Annotated in this window: 13 protein-coding genes and 1 tRNA gene; 7 read left to right on the forward strand and 7 right to left on the reverse strand. The window is 61.3% G+C overall.

Annotation, left to right across the window (positions count from 1 at the left end; all coding sequences use genetic code 11):
• Positions 1-11: 11 nt before the first annotated feature.
• From pstB to phoB, 3 genes are all read left to right on the forward strand, one after another.
• Complete coding sequence (pstB, locus tag IHQ71_RS00635) at positions 12-830, forward strand: phosphate ABC transporter ATP-binding protein PstB (protein ID WP_258159951.1); 819 nt, start codon at positions 12-14, stop codon at positions 828-830.
• A 37-nt stretch (positions 831-867) separates the two neighbouring features.
• Positions 868-1,587, forward strand: a complete 720-nt coding sequence (phoU, locus tag IHQ71_RS00640) for a phosphate signaling complex protein PhoU (protein WP_258159952.1) — start codon at positions 868-870, stop codon at positions 1,585-1,587.
• A 61-nt stretch (positions 1,588-1,648) separates the two neighbouring features.
• A complete protein-coding gene (gene phoB / locus IHQ71_RS00645) occupies positions 1,649-2,332 on the forward strand; it encodes a phosphate regulon transcriptional regulator PhoB (RefSeq protein ID WP_258159953.1) in 684 nt (227 codons plus the stop codon).
• A 283-nt stretch (positions 2,333-2,615) separates the two neighbouring features.
• On the opposite strand, the gene IHQ71_RS00650 is transcribed toward phoB, so the two are convergent.
• The gene (locus IHQ71_RS00650; RefSeq protein WP_258159954.1) at positions 2,616-3,881 is read right to left on the reverse strand and encodes a hypothetical protein; all 1,266 of its coding nucleotides are present in this window, start codon (positions 3,879-3,881) and stop codon (positions 2,616-2,618) included.
• Positions 3,882-4,103: 222 nt separating this feature from the next.
• Between IHQ71_RS00650 and IHQ71_RS00655 the strand changes: the two genes are divergently transcribed.
• Both IHQ71_RS00655 and IHQ71_RS00660 read left to right on the forward strand, forming a co-directional pair.
• Positions 4,104-5,066: a nitronate monooxygenase family protein gene (locus IHQ71_RS00655; protein WP_258159955.1), complete on the forward strand. Its 963-nt coding sequence runs from the start codon at positions 4,104-4,106 to the stop codon at positions 5,064-5,066.
• Positions 5,067-5,196: 130 nt separating this feature from the next.
• Positions 5,197-5,272 (forward strand) — tRNA-Thr (locus IHQ71_RS00660).
• A 116-nt stretch (positions 5,273-5,388) separates the two neighbouring features.
• On the opposite strand, the gene IHQ71_RS00665 is transcribed toward IHQ71_RS00660, so the two are convergent.
• Both IHQ71_RS00665 and IHQ71_RS00670 read right to left on the reverse strand, forming a co-directional pair.
• Positions 5,389-6,561: an MFS transporter gene (locus IHQ71_RS00665; protein WP_258159956.1), complete on the reverse strand. Its 1,173-nt coding sequence runs from the start codon at positions 6,559-6,561 to the stop codon at positions 5,389-5,391.
• 172 nt (positions 6,562-6,733) lie between these two features.
• Complete coding sequence (locus IHQ71_RS00670; RefSeq protein ID WP_258159958.1) at positions 6,734-7,465, reverse strand: GntR family transcriptional regulator; 732 nt, start codon at positions 7,463-7,465, stop codon at positions 6,734-6,736.
• Between the two features lie 214 nt (positions 7,466-7,679).
• Between IHQ71_RS00670 and IHQ71_RS00675 the strand changes: the two genes are divergently transcribed.
• Positions 7,680-8,693 carry an SIS domain-containing protein gene (locus IHQ71_RS00675; protein ID WP_258159959.1) on the forward strand — a complete coding sequence of 338 codons (1,014 nt, stop codon included), beginning with the start codon at positions 7,680-7,682 and terminating at the stop codon, positions 8,691-8,693.
• Positions 8,694-8,771: 78 nt separating this feature from the next.
• Complete coding sequence (locus IHQ71_RS00680; protein ID WP_258159960.1) at positions 8,772-9,614, forward strand: PfkB family carbohydrate kinase; 843 nt, start codon at positions 8,772-8,774, stop codon at positions 9,612-9,614.
• Here the strand turns inward: IHQ71_RS00680 and IHQ71_RS00685 are convergent.
• The 4 genes from IHQ71_RS00685 to IHQ71_RS00700 are packed head-to-tail and all read right to left on the reverse strand — an operon-like array spanning position 9,588 to position 13,621.
• A complete protein-coding gene (locus IHQ71_RS00685) occupies positions 9,588-10,475 on the reverse strand; it encodes a DMT family transporter (protein WP_258159961.1) in 888 nt (295 codons plus the stop codon). The two genes, IHQ71_RS00680 and IHQ71_RS00685, sit on opposite strands and share 27 nt — an antisense overlap.
• A complete protein-coding gene (locus IHQ71_RS00690; protein WP_258159962.1) occupies positions 10,465-11,436 on the reverse strand; it encodes an amino acid ABC transporter permease in 972 nt (323 codons plus the stop codon). The genes IHQ71_RS00685 and IHQ71_RS00690 overlap by 11 nt, the downstream gene beginning before the upstream one ends.
• A gap of 17 nt (positions 11,437-11,453) precedes the next feature.
• Positions 11,454-12,734: an FAD-binding oxidoreductase gene (locus IHQ71_RS00695; protein ID WP_258159963.1), complete on the reverse strand. Its 1,281-nt coding sequence runs from the start codon at positions 12,732-12,734 to the stop codon at positions 11,454-11,456.
• Positions 12,735-12,793: 59 nt separating this feature from the next.
• Positions 12,794-13,621 carry a transporter substrate-binding domain-containing protein gene (locus tag IHQ71_RS00700; protein ID WP_258159964.1) on the reverse strand — a complete coding sequence of 276 codons (828 nt, stop codon included), beginning with the start codon at positions 13,619-13,621 and terminating at the stop codon, positions 12,794-12,796.
• Positions 13,622-13,701: the final 80 nt, after the last annotated feature.

The following is a 13,701-nucleotide window of genomic DNA, read 5'->3' on the forward strand; positions in this document are numbered from 1 at the left end:
GAGTACGTCCCATGAATATGCTTACAGATATCGAAGTCGAAAAGACGATTGGCAAGAGCATGAATACCGAACAGACCTACAAGATGATCGGCAAGGACGTCTCCGTATATTACAGCGAGAAACGTGCGCTGTTCGACGTCAATCTGAACATTCGCGAGAACACGGTCACCGCGCTGATCGGCCCGTCCGGTTGCGGCAAGTCCACCTTCCTGCGCACGCTCAACCGCATGAACGACACGATCGAAGGCTGCCGCGTCACCGGCAACATCACGCTTGATGGCGGCGATATCTACCGGCCCTCGCTCGACGTGGTCGAGTTGCGGGCCCGCGTCGGCATGGTCTTCCAGAAGCCCAATCCGTTCCCCAAGTCGATCTATGAGAATGTTTCTTACGGTCCGCGCATCCACGGCCTCGCCGCCAGCAAGGCCCAGCTCGACGAAATCGTCGAAAAAAGCCTGATACGCGCCGGTCTCTGGAACGAGGTGAAGGACCGCCTGCTTGAGCCCGGCACCGGCCTGTCCGGCGGCCAGCAGCAACGCCTCTGCATCGCCCGCGCCGTCGCCGTCAGCCCCGAAGTCATCCTGATGGACGAGCCCTGTTCGGCGCTCGACCCGATCGCCACCGCCAAGGTCGAGGAACTGATCCACGAACTGCGCGAGAACTTCACCATCGTCATCGTCACCCACTCCATGCAGCAGGCCGCGCGTGTTTCCCAGCGCACCGCCATGTTCCACCTGGGCTACCTCGTGGAAGAGAACGACACAGACAAGATGTTCACCAATCCGGACGACCAGCGCACCCAGGATTACATCATGGGCCGGTTCGGCTGATACGCATTTCGCCGGCTGTCCGGCAGGAGGATTTCCGATGACCACAACATCGTCCCACATCTATTCCGTATTCGACGACGAACTGAAGACGCTCGCCCGCCGCATCGCCGAAATGGGCGGCATGGTCGAGCAGATGGTTTCCGATGCGATCCATGCGCTCGTAACCGCCGATTCCGCGCTCGCCCAGCGGGTGATCTCGGAAGACACGATCGTCGACGCGACGGAACGTGAAATCGGCGACAAGGCGATCCTGATGATCGCCAAGCGCCAGCCCGTTGCATCCGATCTTCGCGAGATCATCGGATCGATCCGCATCGCATCCGACCTGGAGCGCGTCGGCGACCTCGGCAAGTCCACCGCCAAGCGTGTCATCGCTGTGCAGACATCGGGCATTCCGCGCCCGCTCGCCCGTGGTATCGAGCACCTCTCGGAGCTTGCTCTGTCGCAGCTCAAGGACGTACTCGACGTCTATTCGACGCGTTCGCCTGAAAAGGCCGAGCAGATCCGTGCCCGCGACGAAGAGATCGATGCGATGTACACGTCGTTGTTCCGCGAGCTTCTGACCTATATGATGGAAGATCCGCGCAACATCACGCCCTGCACGCATCTCCTGTTCTGCGCCAAGAACATCGAACGCATCGGTGACCACGCGACGAATATCGCCGAGACGATCTATTACATGTCGACCGGCGAGCAGCCGGCCGGCGAGCGGCCCAAGGATGACAACACGGCATCCGTCGTCCAGCCAGCCCTTTGAACCCCGGGTGCCCGGAGGGCGCCCTCGGAAACCGGTGATCTAACACCGGGAACGGAGTCTCATGCAGCCGAGAATCATGGTCGTCGAAGACGAGGAGGCACTGGGCACACTGCTCAGCTACAATCTGGAAGCTGAAGGCTACGAGGTGGAGGTCATCCCGCGTGGTGACGAAGCCGACATACGCCTGCAGGAGCGTGTGCCTGATCTCCTTGTGCTCGACTGGATGCTGCCGGGCGTCTCCGGCATCGAACTCTGCCGCCGCCTCAGGATGCGTCCGCAGACCGAGCGCCTGCCCGTGATCATGCTGACCGCGCGCGGCGAAGAGAGCGAGCGCGTTCGCGGCCTCTCCACCGGAGCGGACGACTATGTCGTCAAGCCTTTCTCGACGCCTGAACTGATGGCCCGCGTAAAAGCCATGCTGCGCCGGGTGCGGCCGAGCGCGATCTCGTCGCTGCTGAAATGCGGCGATGTCGAGCTCGATCGCGAGACCTACCGCGTCCATCGTCGCTCGCGCGAGATCCGGCTCGGGCCGACCGAGTTCAAGCTGCTCGAATTCTTCATGTCGTCGCCGGGCCGCGTCTTCTCCCGCTCGCAGCTTCTCGATGGTGTCTGGGGCCACGACATCTATGTCGACGAACGCACCGTGGACGTCCATGTCGGCCGCCTGCGCAAGGCGCTCAATCTCTCCAACATGCCCGACGTGATCCGCACCGTGCGCGGCGCGGGTTATGCAATGGAAGTCTGACCTCTGGGACCTAGATCGTTTCATTGTTAAATGGAAGCATTCTGCCGGAGCAGGTTTTCGTCAGGGCAGAGGCGATTGGCGAAGGGCATACCCCAACGTACGTCCGAGCCGATCGCCTCTGATCCTGGCGGAAAGATGCCCGGCCCCTTCGGGGTTGGCCGATACGGGCCGCCTATTCGTTCGGTCGCCTTGGCCGTAGAACTGGGCTACGACCCGCGCCGACCGAACGAATATCCGACTCCGTCTCGGCCAACAGAATGATTTCATTTAACAATGAAGCGATCTAAGAGCCCGGCAGCACTCTGATGCCATAGAGGCGGATGGTGCTGCCTTCGCCGGTGAGATCGCTGTTGATCACGATATGGCCTGCCTCGCTCGGCCCGAGCTTTCCTTCGAATTTCACCTGGATCAGTTCGTCGGCACGTTCGTTGGTCACGGTATAGCGGTGCCGGCCGCAATCACCCAGCGTCTTGAATTCGCACTGGATATAGATCTGGGCGGGCTTCTCGGTATTCGATTTCACCGTGATCGCCAGCGTCGAGGTCTTGCCGGCAAGCTCCTGCAGTATCGAAGCCGGCACTTCCACCAGCACATCGCCATCCTGATCCGGCGCATTGGAGGCGATGATGGTCGCCACGCCGTCGCTGTCGCGGCCCTCGTCGATCGAAGCCTTGGAACGCGGACGCGCAAGGTCGCTATTGCTGCCCGGCTTGTAGATATCCAGCCATTCGCCCGAGAAACCGCGCAGCGTATCGAGCCGTGTTTCGGCAGGTGTGGTCTCCGAGCTGGCGGATTGCAACTGCTTCGGCACCAGATCGAAATCCGTATTGCCCTTCATCGCGGCATCGATCATGCCCGTCGCATAAAGCCACCAGGCGCCCGTGCCGATAATCCCGATCAGGCAGGCATAGACGAACAGGGACACCAGGGCGGAACCCGCTCCGCGGCCCTTGCGAGGCTCGCGCGGCACCGGCGAGCCGGCCGCCTCGTCCCAATTCGTGTCCTCCATCTGGCGCGCGGGCTTTTCCTCCCGGTGCTCGCGCGTGGCGAAAAAATCGGAAAGCGTATCGTCTTCCGTCGGCTGGGCAGCGGACGCTTGCTCGTTCGGCTCGACCCGGATCTCAGGCTCCCTGCGGACATCTTGCTGCTCGGGGTCGATCCGGACGTCCCGCTGTGTCTGTTGTTCGAACGGGGGGGAGGCCTCATGCTCAATGACGGGCGCGGCATCCTCGACCGTATCGTCATAGGGCACGCTTTCCGGCGCATGCTCGACGACGGCGGGATCGTCCTCGGGCTCCCGGTCCAGCGCCACTCTTTCGAACTGGGCGATCGAGCGGAGCCGCGAGAGTTCCTCATCCTCAATCTCGTTGATGGTCATTTCGAGCCGCTGGCGCTGGCGTTCGATCACCTGCGGGTCGCCGACCTCCTGCTTGCGCAGGCCGGTATCCAGCGCATTGCGCGCCGACTGGTAGATGCGCGCGCGAATATCCGGGTCGGACCTTTCGGCGCGCTCCAGCGCATTTCTGATCGCCTGTTCCAGTCCGCTCAATTCACGTCGTTCCTTGATTCCTCGCGCGCGGTCGCGCGTCGATAATGCGGTAACCCATTCGCTTCCGGATTGGCAAGCGGATCGTCTCTCATCCGCCCGTCCTGCATTCGCCTTTGCGCATAAATAATGGCAAGTTTCCGGTGGGAAGAAAATTCAACCTTGAACAATCTCGGGAACTTGGTCTATCTCCAATCAGTCGTCGCGCCAGAACGGAACCGCATTATGGCCTTGCCATCCATTCTCTCCGCCAATCTCCGCATCCCCGTGGTGGCGGCGCCGTTGTTCATCATCTCCCATCCGGCATTGGTCATCGCCCAGTGCAAGGCGGGCGTCGTAGGCTCCTTTCCCGCGCTCAACGCCCGGCCCGAAAGCCAGCTCGATGAATGGTTGTCCGAGATCACAGAGACGCTCGCCGCCCATGATGCAGCCAATCCCGGCCGTCCGGCCGCACCCTACGCGGTCAACCAGATCGTCCATGGCTCCAACAAGCGGCTGCAGCACGATCTCGAGATGTGCGTCAAATACAGGGTTCCGATCGTCATTTCCTCGCTTGGCGCCGTGCCGGAGGTCAACGACGCCATCCATTCCTATGGCGGTATCGTGCTGCATGACGTGATCAACAACCGCCACGCCAATTCCGCCATCCGCAAAGGTGCCGACGGATTGATCGCCGTGGCGGCGGGCGCAGGAGGCCATGCCGGCACGCTCTCGCCCTTCGCGCTGGTCCAGGAAATCCGCGAATGGTTCGCTGGACCGTTGCTTCTCTCGGGCGCCATCGCTACAGGCGGCGCGGTGCTGGCAACACAGGCCATGGGCGCCGACATGGCCTATATCGGCTCGTCCTTCATCGCCACCGAGGAAGCGCGCGCGACGAACGAATACAAGCAGATGATCGTCGATTCCGCCGCCGCCGATATTGTCTATTCCAACTATTTCACCGGCATCCCGGGCAACTACCTCAAGGGCTCGATCCGCGCGGTGGGCATGGACCCGGACGCGCTGCCAACGGCCGACCCCTCCAAGATGGACTTCGAAAAGGCAACGAGCGGCCCCAAGGCCTGGAAAGAAATCTGGGGCTCCGGCCAGGGCATCAGTGCCGTCAAGGCGATAGAACCCACAGCGGCCCTGATCGACAGACTGGACGCCGAATACCGGGCAGCGAAGGCCAAGATTTGCGGCGGCTGATCGCGCATGGGCCGCGAAATCCGCATTCGTCGCAAATCTGAAATTCCTATCCGCCCCACCTTGCATTCTCCCGCCGTTGGCGCTATCAGCCCTCTCGACCGTCGCTTCGGACTTGTCCGGGCACGAGTACGCCGCTTTAGCTCAGGTGGTAGAGCACATCATTCGTAATGATGGGGTCGCAGGTTCGAGTCCTGCAAGCGGCACCAAAATTTTACCAGGCAATACAATAGTTTTAAAAGCGCCCCGGAGGCGCCTTTTGCTGCTGATTTTCAGAAACAAACAAATCGTAAGCGCGCGAACAGGCCCTGGCTGCAGTCGAAGACTATTCCCCCGGTTGCTGTATCGGTTGAACTTCCCTGCGCTGCGTGGCCAAAGCCGGGCTTGCCAGTAGCGAACCGATGATCAAGGGCAGGCAGACGAGATAGGCGTTCCGAATGCCCCAATGCTCCGCAACAAAGCCAAGCAGTGGCGGAGCAAGGAAGAACACAACGAAGGACATCTGGGCCAGCGCTGCGACATTGATCACCGAGGGTCGATCGGTGCGTTGTGCTGCGGCTGTCACGGCAATCGGGTAAATTGCGCTGCAACCGCCGCCCATCAGAGCAAAGCCCGCCAGCGCGACATAGGGATGCGAAGCGAGCCACACCATGGTGATGCCAAGTGCGGCGGTAGCGAGTAGAACGACTGCAACGGCGCGCGCGCCATGCCGGTCCACGACCGGATCGATGAAGAGCCGGGCAACAGCCATGAAAAATGCGAAGAGGGTCAGCCCCGTGCCGCCGATGAAGGGCTCGGAATTGAACACGTCGCGCATGTAGATCGCTGACCAATCGATACCGGCGCCTTCGACCAGGAAGGCAGCAATCCCAATTAGACAAAGTGGCAGTAGGCCAAGAGTGGGAAGCGCGAAATGCGGCGCATTCTCGGTCTCGGGAGCCTTCACGATGGCCGCATTCTTCATACCGGCGACGTTGACCACGCCCAACACGAAAACCAGGGCGAGGACGAGGTGAAGATGGGTCTGCATGCTGATTCCGGCATGGCGGATAACCGAGGCGCTGATCGCTGTGACGAAAAAGCCGACGCTCCAGAATCCATGCGCCCGGTTCATGATGCCAAATCCGGCCTGAGTCTCGATGCGTCCGATCTCGACATTGAGATTGATCTCGAAGGCGCCGCCGAGCAGGCCAACGAGAAACAGAAGGCAGAAAACCGATGGAGCATCCGGCATGAAGGGGACAAGGGAGAGGAGCGCTGCGGTGCCAAGAAGCGTGATCATCAGCGTCAGTCGGGCGCCTAGCCTCATGATCACTGGCGAGGAAAATGTCAGCGATACGAGCGCGCCGGCTGCCAAACCGATCAACGTCAGGCCGAGTTCGGCCTTGTTGACGTTCAGCATCACCTGCAGGTCGGGGATGCGGGCGAGGAAGGCCCCAGTGGAGATCGCGATCAGGAAAAAAGCAAGATAGGTGCGGCGTTGCGGCGCAAGGGGCATGAGGTACATTCAATGGTTGGGAGGTGCGCCATACTGATCGGAATCGGCGCAACGGGGAGATGTTTCCTCGTCTTATAGTGGATGTCTCGATTGCGCACCAGTTGATACTGGTCGCTATCCAGTGAACACGAACGACTAAATGGGGCGACACGCTTTAGCAATCAGTGCGGAGTTATTTTCTCGCCAGACTGAACGAGAAGTGGCTGCCCCGGTGATAGTCGATCGCATAGATCACCGGCATTCCGGCGGCATTGAAGCATGTCTCGGTGATCAGGAGAGCCGGGCCGAAATCCCTTAGATCGTTGCGCTCTACGACGTCGTTCGGCAGCATGACGGCGGATACACTCGCTGCCGACATGCGCGGCTTGTTCTTGTAATCCTCGAGCAGTGCCAGCAGCGAGCCACTCCAATCCACGTCGTAGAGACGGGCTGAAATCAGGCTGCGCGGCACGTAGTCGACGCAATACATGATCGGCTCATCACGCTGGAGTCGCAGGCGTTCGATGCGGATCACGCGATCCGAGACCCGCATCTGCAACTGCCTTGCCACAAGCTCATCCGGCGCCTCTTCGGCAATCGACAGCACCTTGTTGACGATCTCATAGCCATAGTGCCGGGCCATGTCAGTCACGCTCTCGAATGCCGTAATCGGCCGGTCGACCTGTACAGCCGACATCGGCGAAACGAAGCGGCCGCGGCCGTGTTCGGCATAAATGAGGCTGTCCTGTTCGAGGAGCTTGAGAGCCTCGCGGACGACCGGGCGGGAGATCCCGAAGCGCCGAGTAAGTTCGGCTTCGGTGGGGAGCTTGTCACCGGGCTTGAGGCTCGTGTCGCGGATAAGATCCGAGATCCTGTCGCGCAACTTGATCACAAGGGTCTGTTTGTCACGCAGGGGCTCGTCCAAGGGCGCAATCCTCTCCACCATCCTGAATGTGCTTGTCTGACATTGGCGGCGCGGTCAACGAATTTCTGATGCCTCATCAGCGTTGCATCAATCAATGTGTTGCCAAAGCCAGTGCAAATTCACCGCTGTGTTATTGACACGTCCAAATCAAGATGTCAGTTGTCTTACAACATTGCTGGTATTATTGCTAGCTTTAGCGCGCACGGAGGCTTGTATGCTGAATTTTGACGAACAGAGGTTTCTCCGTATCCAGTCCGGTGCGGTGGGCCTGCGCCAACGGCTGGACCGGGTGATCGCCGATTGCCTGGCTGCCGGTGCTGAAAACATCCATTTCCTCGGCACGGGCGGCGCCGCGATTCTGATGCAGCCGGCGGCGCAGTTGCTGCAACGCCGGTCGCGATTTCCAGTGTTCATCGACATGCCGGCCGAACTGGTGCTCACGGGATCGGCCAATCTCAATGGCAAATCGATCGTCGTCATTCCATCGCTCTCGGGCACGACGAAGGAAAGCGTGGCGCTCCTCGCCAAGGCGAAGGAAGCGGGCGCCACCGTGATTACTCTGGTCGGCCACGAGGAAACACCGCTCGGCAGGGGTGGCGATCATGTCTTCGTGAATTTCGCCGAGGACGACACGTCCTGCGAGTCCTTCTATCTGCAATCGCTGTTCATCGCGCTGTCGATCATGCGGCATCGCGGGGAGATCGGGAATTACGAGCAGATCGCGGATGAACTCGATGGGCTGCCGGCCCTATTGCTCGAAGTGAAGCGGGCTTATGAGCCGAAGGCTGGAGCCTTCGCCAAGGTGCTGGCCGGAGCCGATTATCACATCATCACCGGTGCCGGGAATGTCTGGCCGCAAGCCTTCTATTACGGCATGTGTATCCTGGAGGAGATGCAGTGGATCCGAACCCGGCCGGTCCATGCGTCGGATTTCTTCCACGGCACGCTGGAGCTGGTCGAGAAGGGCGTGTCGGTCATCCTGTTCAAGGGCGAGGATGCCCTGCGGCCGCTTGCCGACCGCGTCGCGAATTTCGCACCTGATTATACCGACCGGCTGACGGTGCTCGATACCGCCGAACTCGCGCTGCCCGGCATTTCGCCGGAGGTTCGAGGCCTGATATCGCCGGTGCTGCTTGCCACGGTGCTCGAACGCATCAGCGCCCATCTCGAAGTCATGCGCAATCATCCGCTGACCACGCGACGCTATTACAAGCGAGTTAGCTATTGATTCAGCTAAGCGGCTTTGACTGCGCCCGCGAATGCTGCCAGAGGCGAGCGCGGCGTAGTTGCCGATGGAGAGGGCTGGATGAAGAGACTTCGCATTGCTGTGGTCGGCGACAATTGCATCGACAAGTTCCTACCGCCGATCGGCGAGGCGCTTGTCGGCGGCAATGCGGTGAATGTCGCGGTGCAGCTCGCAAAACTAGGCCATGATGCACACTACTTCGGCGCCGTCGGCGCGGATGCCGATGGCGAGCGGACAAGAACTGCCCTGACCGAGAACGGTGTCAACGTGGCGCATATGCAGGAGCGACCCGGCAAGACCGCCCATACCGACATCGAGGTCCTGCCATCCGGAGAGCGCGTGTTTCTGTTCGAGGATTTCGGCGTCTGCGCCGGCTACCGACCGTCGGATGCTGATCTCGCCGCGCTCAAGATCATGGACCACGTCCATATCGGCTGGCTCGATGATGGCGGTGCGCTGAGACGCACGCTCGCTGCAGCCGGAGTCAGCGTCTCGCAGGACATATCGGTCAACGCCGATTCCGCCGATCTCGGCATCGAAGGCCTGACGATCGCCTTCGGCTCGGCGGGTGAGGACGATGCAGCCGTCCAAACCACGATCGACCGCTTTCTTTCCGCCGGTGTCCGGGTCGCTGTGGTGACACGCGGCGCGAGGGGTTCGGTGGCGGCGACGCTTGAAGAGCGGGCCGAAACGGGCATCATGCAGGTCGAGGTCGTAGACACGACCGGCGCGGGCGACAGCTTCATCGCGGGATTTCTGTCCGTGCATATCGGCGGCGGATCGTTGCAGGAAGCGGTCGAGGCCGGGCGTGACCGGGCCGCGCTCGCCTGCAGCCACGTCGGCGGCTTTCCACAGAAGCCGATGGCCTTGCGAGACCTATTTGAGCACCAGCCAGCCGGATAGGATGATGATCGCCGCGCCCGCGATCGTGTAGGGATCGACCGGTGCCGCGAACAGCAGCGCGCCATAGAGGCAGCCCCAGATGATCTGGCTGTATTGAAACGGCGCCACGACCGAGGCCTCGCCGGCACGGAAGGCTCGCACCAGCAGCGCATGACCCGCAAGGCCGAGTATGCCGGCGATCACGGCAATGACCGTATGGTTGAAATCCATGGCCGAGAGGCCGGTGCTGCCGAGCGCCGTCACGAGAGCCAAAGGTGTCATGACCACCAGCAAGGTCGCGATCAGGGCTTCATCGCTTTCCGCAGCCTTGGCGCGTCGTAACAAGAGAAGTGATAACGCGAAGAAAACCGTCGAGGCGAAGGCGGCAGCGTGACCGATATTGAGTTCGGCCGTGCCGGGTCGCAGCGCCACCGTAACCCCGACAAAACCGAGCACGACGCCGAGCCAGGCGAGCTGCGAGAGCCTCTCACCCAGCAGGAGGAAGCTCAGCACCGCCACCAGGATAGGCGTCAGGAAAGCGATGAGATAGGCTTCCCAGAGCGGCAGCAGCTGGAAGGCATAGTGAATGAGGATCGCATCGGCGCCGAGCAGCAGCGCACGCGACACGGCGAGACCGGGATAGCGCGGCATGAGATCCCGCAGCCGGCCTCTGGCGGCGGCATAGGCAAACAGCAGCACCAGCCCGACGATGGTGGTGGTAAGCGTGATCTGCGGTGCCGGCAGATCGATCGCAAGGAACTTGATTAGTGCATCGGCGCCGGAAAACACCGCAAAGGCAAGAACGGCGATGCCGGCGGCGCGCGTATTCGAGCGTCCGGCATCCGACGCGGCCGGGAGTTCCGGTGAGATCTCAGCGGACATTGAAACGCCCGAACCGCGCTTCGATACGGGACTGGGCATATTCGAGCCCGATCGAAAGCAGCCAATAGATCATGGAGGCGGTGATCAGCATTTCGATATGACGGAACTCTGTCTGTCCCATTGTGCGGGCCAGATACATGATCTCCCAGACGCCGACGACCGACACAAGCGAGGAATCCTTCAACATGGCGATAAACTGGTTGCCCGTGGGCGGGATGATGATGCGCATGGCCTGCGGCAGGATCACCAGCGCCATGGTCTGGCCCGGCTTCAGGCCGAGCGCTGTCGATGCCTCCGACTGGCCCCTGTCGATGCTCTCGATGCCGGCGCGGAAAATCTCGGTCATATAGGCGCCGTAACAGAGCGAAAGCGCGAGGATGCCCGCCGGTATGGCGCCGATGACGTAGCCGACCTGCGGCAGGCCGAGATAGATGATGTAGATCTGCATGAGCAGCGGCAGGCCGCGGAAGAGCGAGGTGTAGAAGGTCGCAAGCCCATAGATCACGCCGTTGCGCGAGAGCTTGGCGATGGCGCCGGCCAGCGCGATGACGGTGGCGACCGCAATCGAGATCGCCGAGATAAAGAGCGTGGTCGTGACGCCCTGGGTGATGAGGAAGCCGATCTTCTTGGCGATGAAGGTGAAGGAGAGATTGAAGGAATAGAAGAACAGCATCAGGAGCACGAAGAGCTCGATCCACACGCCGATGGTCTGGTAGCGGCGCGGCAGAAGCCGAAGCAGTGTCCAGTTGGCCGCGAGAATCAAGGCGATCAGCAACGAGGATAGAAGGCGGCTGACGACCGGATTGTCGGTGACCCAGGATGCGCTCGACGGTAGCAGATAGCCGAGCCAGCTCGAACTGACGCCAAGCAGAAAGAGCCCGAGTGTAATCACCAGGATAATCAGCGCCACGCCGAGGCGCCGGGCGGCATCAGGATAGGTGAGGATGAGTCGAGCCAGCATGCCCTGTGTCCCTTGGTTCAGGCAGTGCGTTCGCGCCACCAGTCCTGTGCTTGAAGTTTCCAGTAGGTGAGCTGCGCCACGGCGAGGCCGGCAGCGCCGCCGGCCCAGACCAGCCCGAATGGCGCAAACAGCTTGTAGCGGTCGCTCTGGCCGAGGATTGCCTCCGCTACGAGCTTGCCGCCGATCGCGGTCGTGTTGAGCCCGTGGCCGCCGAAGGCCGTGCAGTGCCAGACGCCGGGCTCGACCTCGCCGATCTGTGGCATCAGGTGGCGGGCATAGGACATCAGACCCGACCAGGCGAGTTCCGTCTTGAGACCCGAAAGTTGCGGATAGGTGCCGGTCATCTCGCGGCGGAGCTCTGCGACGACCCCTGCGGTCGATGCGGCGCGCGTGGTGATGCGGCCGCCCCACAGGATGCGTTTGCCGTCATCCATGAGGCGGTAGTAATCGCCGGCGCGGCGGTTGTCGCCGATCGCGTCGCGGGTGGCGATCGCCGACGCGATGAGATCGGGTGCTTCCTCGCTCACCATGACATAGGTCGCGATCGGCAGGAAGGCGCGCTGCAATCGTCGGTCGAGGCTGCCGGTGTAACCGCCCGTCGTGAAGACCACGTGCCGGGCTCGGACTTCGCCATTGGCGGTGTGCACGCGTTTCTCGGCGCCGGAGAGGCTGGTCGAGGTTGCCACCGAACCCTCGAAGATCTTGCCGCCGAGCCGCTCGATCTCCGCCGCCATGGCGCGAAGATAGTTGAGCGGATGCATATGAAAGGCTCTGGGATTGCGCAGTGCCTGGAAATATCGCTGCGACTTCAGCACCGCCCGCACCTGCTCGGTGTCGAGATAATCGAGTTCGTAGTCGTAATCCTTGAGCAACTGCTCGCGATAGGCCTTGAGCGAGGCACCATCGTCATAGCGCAGAACGCTGGTGATGCCCGGCTGCGGAGCGGCGCTTTCTATATTGAGATCGCGGATCGTATCGCGGATGAATTCGACGCCCTCGACCGAGAGATGGAAAAGCTTCCTGGCGGCAACCTTGCCCGCCATCCGGGCGATGTCGTCGCTGCCCGTGGCGAAGCCGGGGGCTACGAAACCACCGTTGCGACCGGAGGCGCCGAAGCCGACGATCTCGGCTTCCAGCACGACCACTTTCTGGCCGGCGCGGACGAGTTGCAGCGCAGTTGTCAGACCAGCCAGCCCTGCGCCGATCACCACCGTGTCGCAATCTTCAGGCCCAGCGAGGGAAGACCGCGACCGGTCTTCGGCAATGGTTCTCTTGTAATAGGTATCGGGGTAGGACATGGCATGCTCTTCGAAATGAAAGGCACGGGCGGCTAAGACCGCCCGTGCGACGGCGCAAATCAATCGGCGCTGAAGTCCTTGCCGTACCATTTGGTGGTCAGGGTGGCGAGCGTGCCGTCCTTCTTCATCTCGGCGATAATGCCGCCGACCTTGGCGGTCCACTCCGGATCGACTTTTTCGGCAATCACGACGAGCGGCTCGCGGAAGGCATACTCGCCCTCGATGATGCGGACCGGATAGCCGTTCTTGATCGCGTTCTGGGCCGTCTGTTCCGGCGCGATGACGGCGGAGAGACGAACGCCGTCGCCGAGGCGCAGGTCATCGAAAGGCAGCATGGAGTCGGCGAATGTACGCACTTCGCCCGGCTCGAGCTTGTATTCAATCGGTGGAATGCCCGGTGCATCGATCTCCAGGCGGCGATTGATGAAATCTTCCGAGGTCGTCGCCGTCTCCACGCCGATCACCTTGCCGTTGAGGTCGGTGACCGTCTTGGCGGTGTTGTCCTTGTGCACGACGTAGACGTATGGGCTGTAATAATAGACGCCCACGAAGTCGATCACCTTGGCACGCGGCTTCGTCGGCGTCACGGAGCCGACGCCGAGATCGTAGCGGCCCTGCCAGCGGCCACCGGTGAGCGTTGCCCAATCCGGCGTTTCGAAGCTGACCTCGACGCCGAGGCGCTTGGCGATCTCGCGCGAAACATCGATATCGAAGCCGACCATCTGGTTGCTGTCGTCAAGATAGCTCTGGGGCGGCCAACCGCTGTTAGTGGCGACGACCATCGCCTTCTTTTCCAGCACGCGATCGAGCGTTGCTCCAGCTTGAGCCTGCGTCGATAGCGTCATTGCGGCCGCGCCGAGCGCGAGCCATGTCAAAAGTCTCCTCATCGAAATCCTCCTTTTCGATCAATCATGCGTACAGAAATGTAAGATGTCTGACAACATTAGATGAAAGGAAACTTGAGGCC

The organism is Rhizobium sp. TH2, from assembly GCF_024707525.1.
Classification (GTDB): Bacteria; Pseudomonadota; Alphaproteobacteria; order Rhizobiales; family Rhizobiaceae; genus Rhizobium_E.

Bases quoted from the DNA above. Each gene is read 5' to 3' on its own strand.
- pstB (WP_258159951.1), top strand. From the start codon at position 12: ATGAATATGCTTACAGATATCGAAGTCGAAAAGACGATTGGCAAGAGC.
- phoU (WP_258159952.1), top strand. From the start codon at position 868: ATGACCACAACATCGTCCCACATCTATTCCGTATTCGACGACGAACTG.
- phoB (WP_258159953.1), top strand. From the start codon at position 1,649: ATGCAGCCGAGAATCATGGTCGTCGAAGACGAGGAGGCACTGGGCACA.
- IHQ71_RS00655 (WP_258159955.1), top strand. From the start codon at position 4,104: ATGGCCTTGCCATCCATTCTCTCCGCCAATCTCCGCATCCCCGTGGTG.
- IHQ71_RS00665 (WP_258159956.1), bottom strand. From the start codon at position 6,561: ATGCCCCTTGCGCCGCAACGCCGCACCTATCTTGCTTTTTTCCTGATC.
- IHQ71_RS00675 (WP_258159959.1), top strand. From the start codon at position 7,680: ATGCTGAATTTTGACGAACAGAGGTTTCTCCGTATCCAGTCCGGTGCG.
- IHQ71_RS00680 (WP_258159960.1), top strand. From the start codon at position 8,772: ATGAAGAGACTTCGCATTGCTGTGGTCGGCGACAATTGCATCGACAAG.
- IHQ71_RS00685 (WP_258159961.1), bottom strand. From the start codon at position 10,475: ATGTCCGCTGAGATCTCACCGGAACTCCCGGCCGCGTCGGATGCCGGA.
- IHQ71_RS00690 (WP_258159962.1), bottom strand. From the start codon at position 11,436: ATGCTGGCTCGACTCATCCTCACCTATCCTGATGCCGCCCGGCGCCTC.
- IHQ71_RS00695 (WP_258159963.1), bottom strand. From the start codon at position 12,734: ATGTCCTACCCCGATACCTATTACAAGAGAACCATTGCCGAAGACCGG.
- IHQ71_RS00700 (WP_258159964.1), bottom strand. From the start codon at position 13,621: ATGAGGAGACTTTTGACATGGCTCGCGCTCGGCGCGGCCGCAATGACG.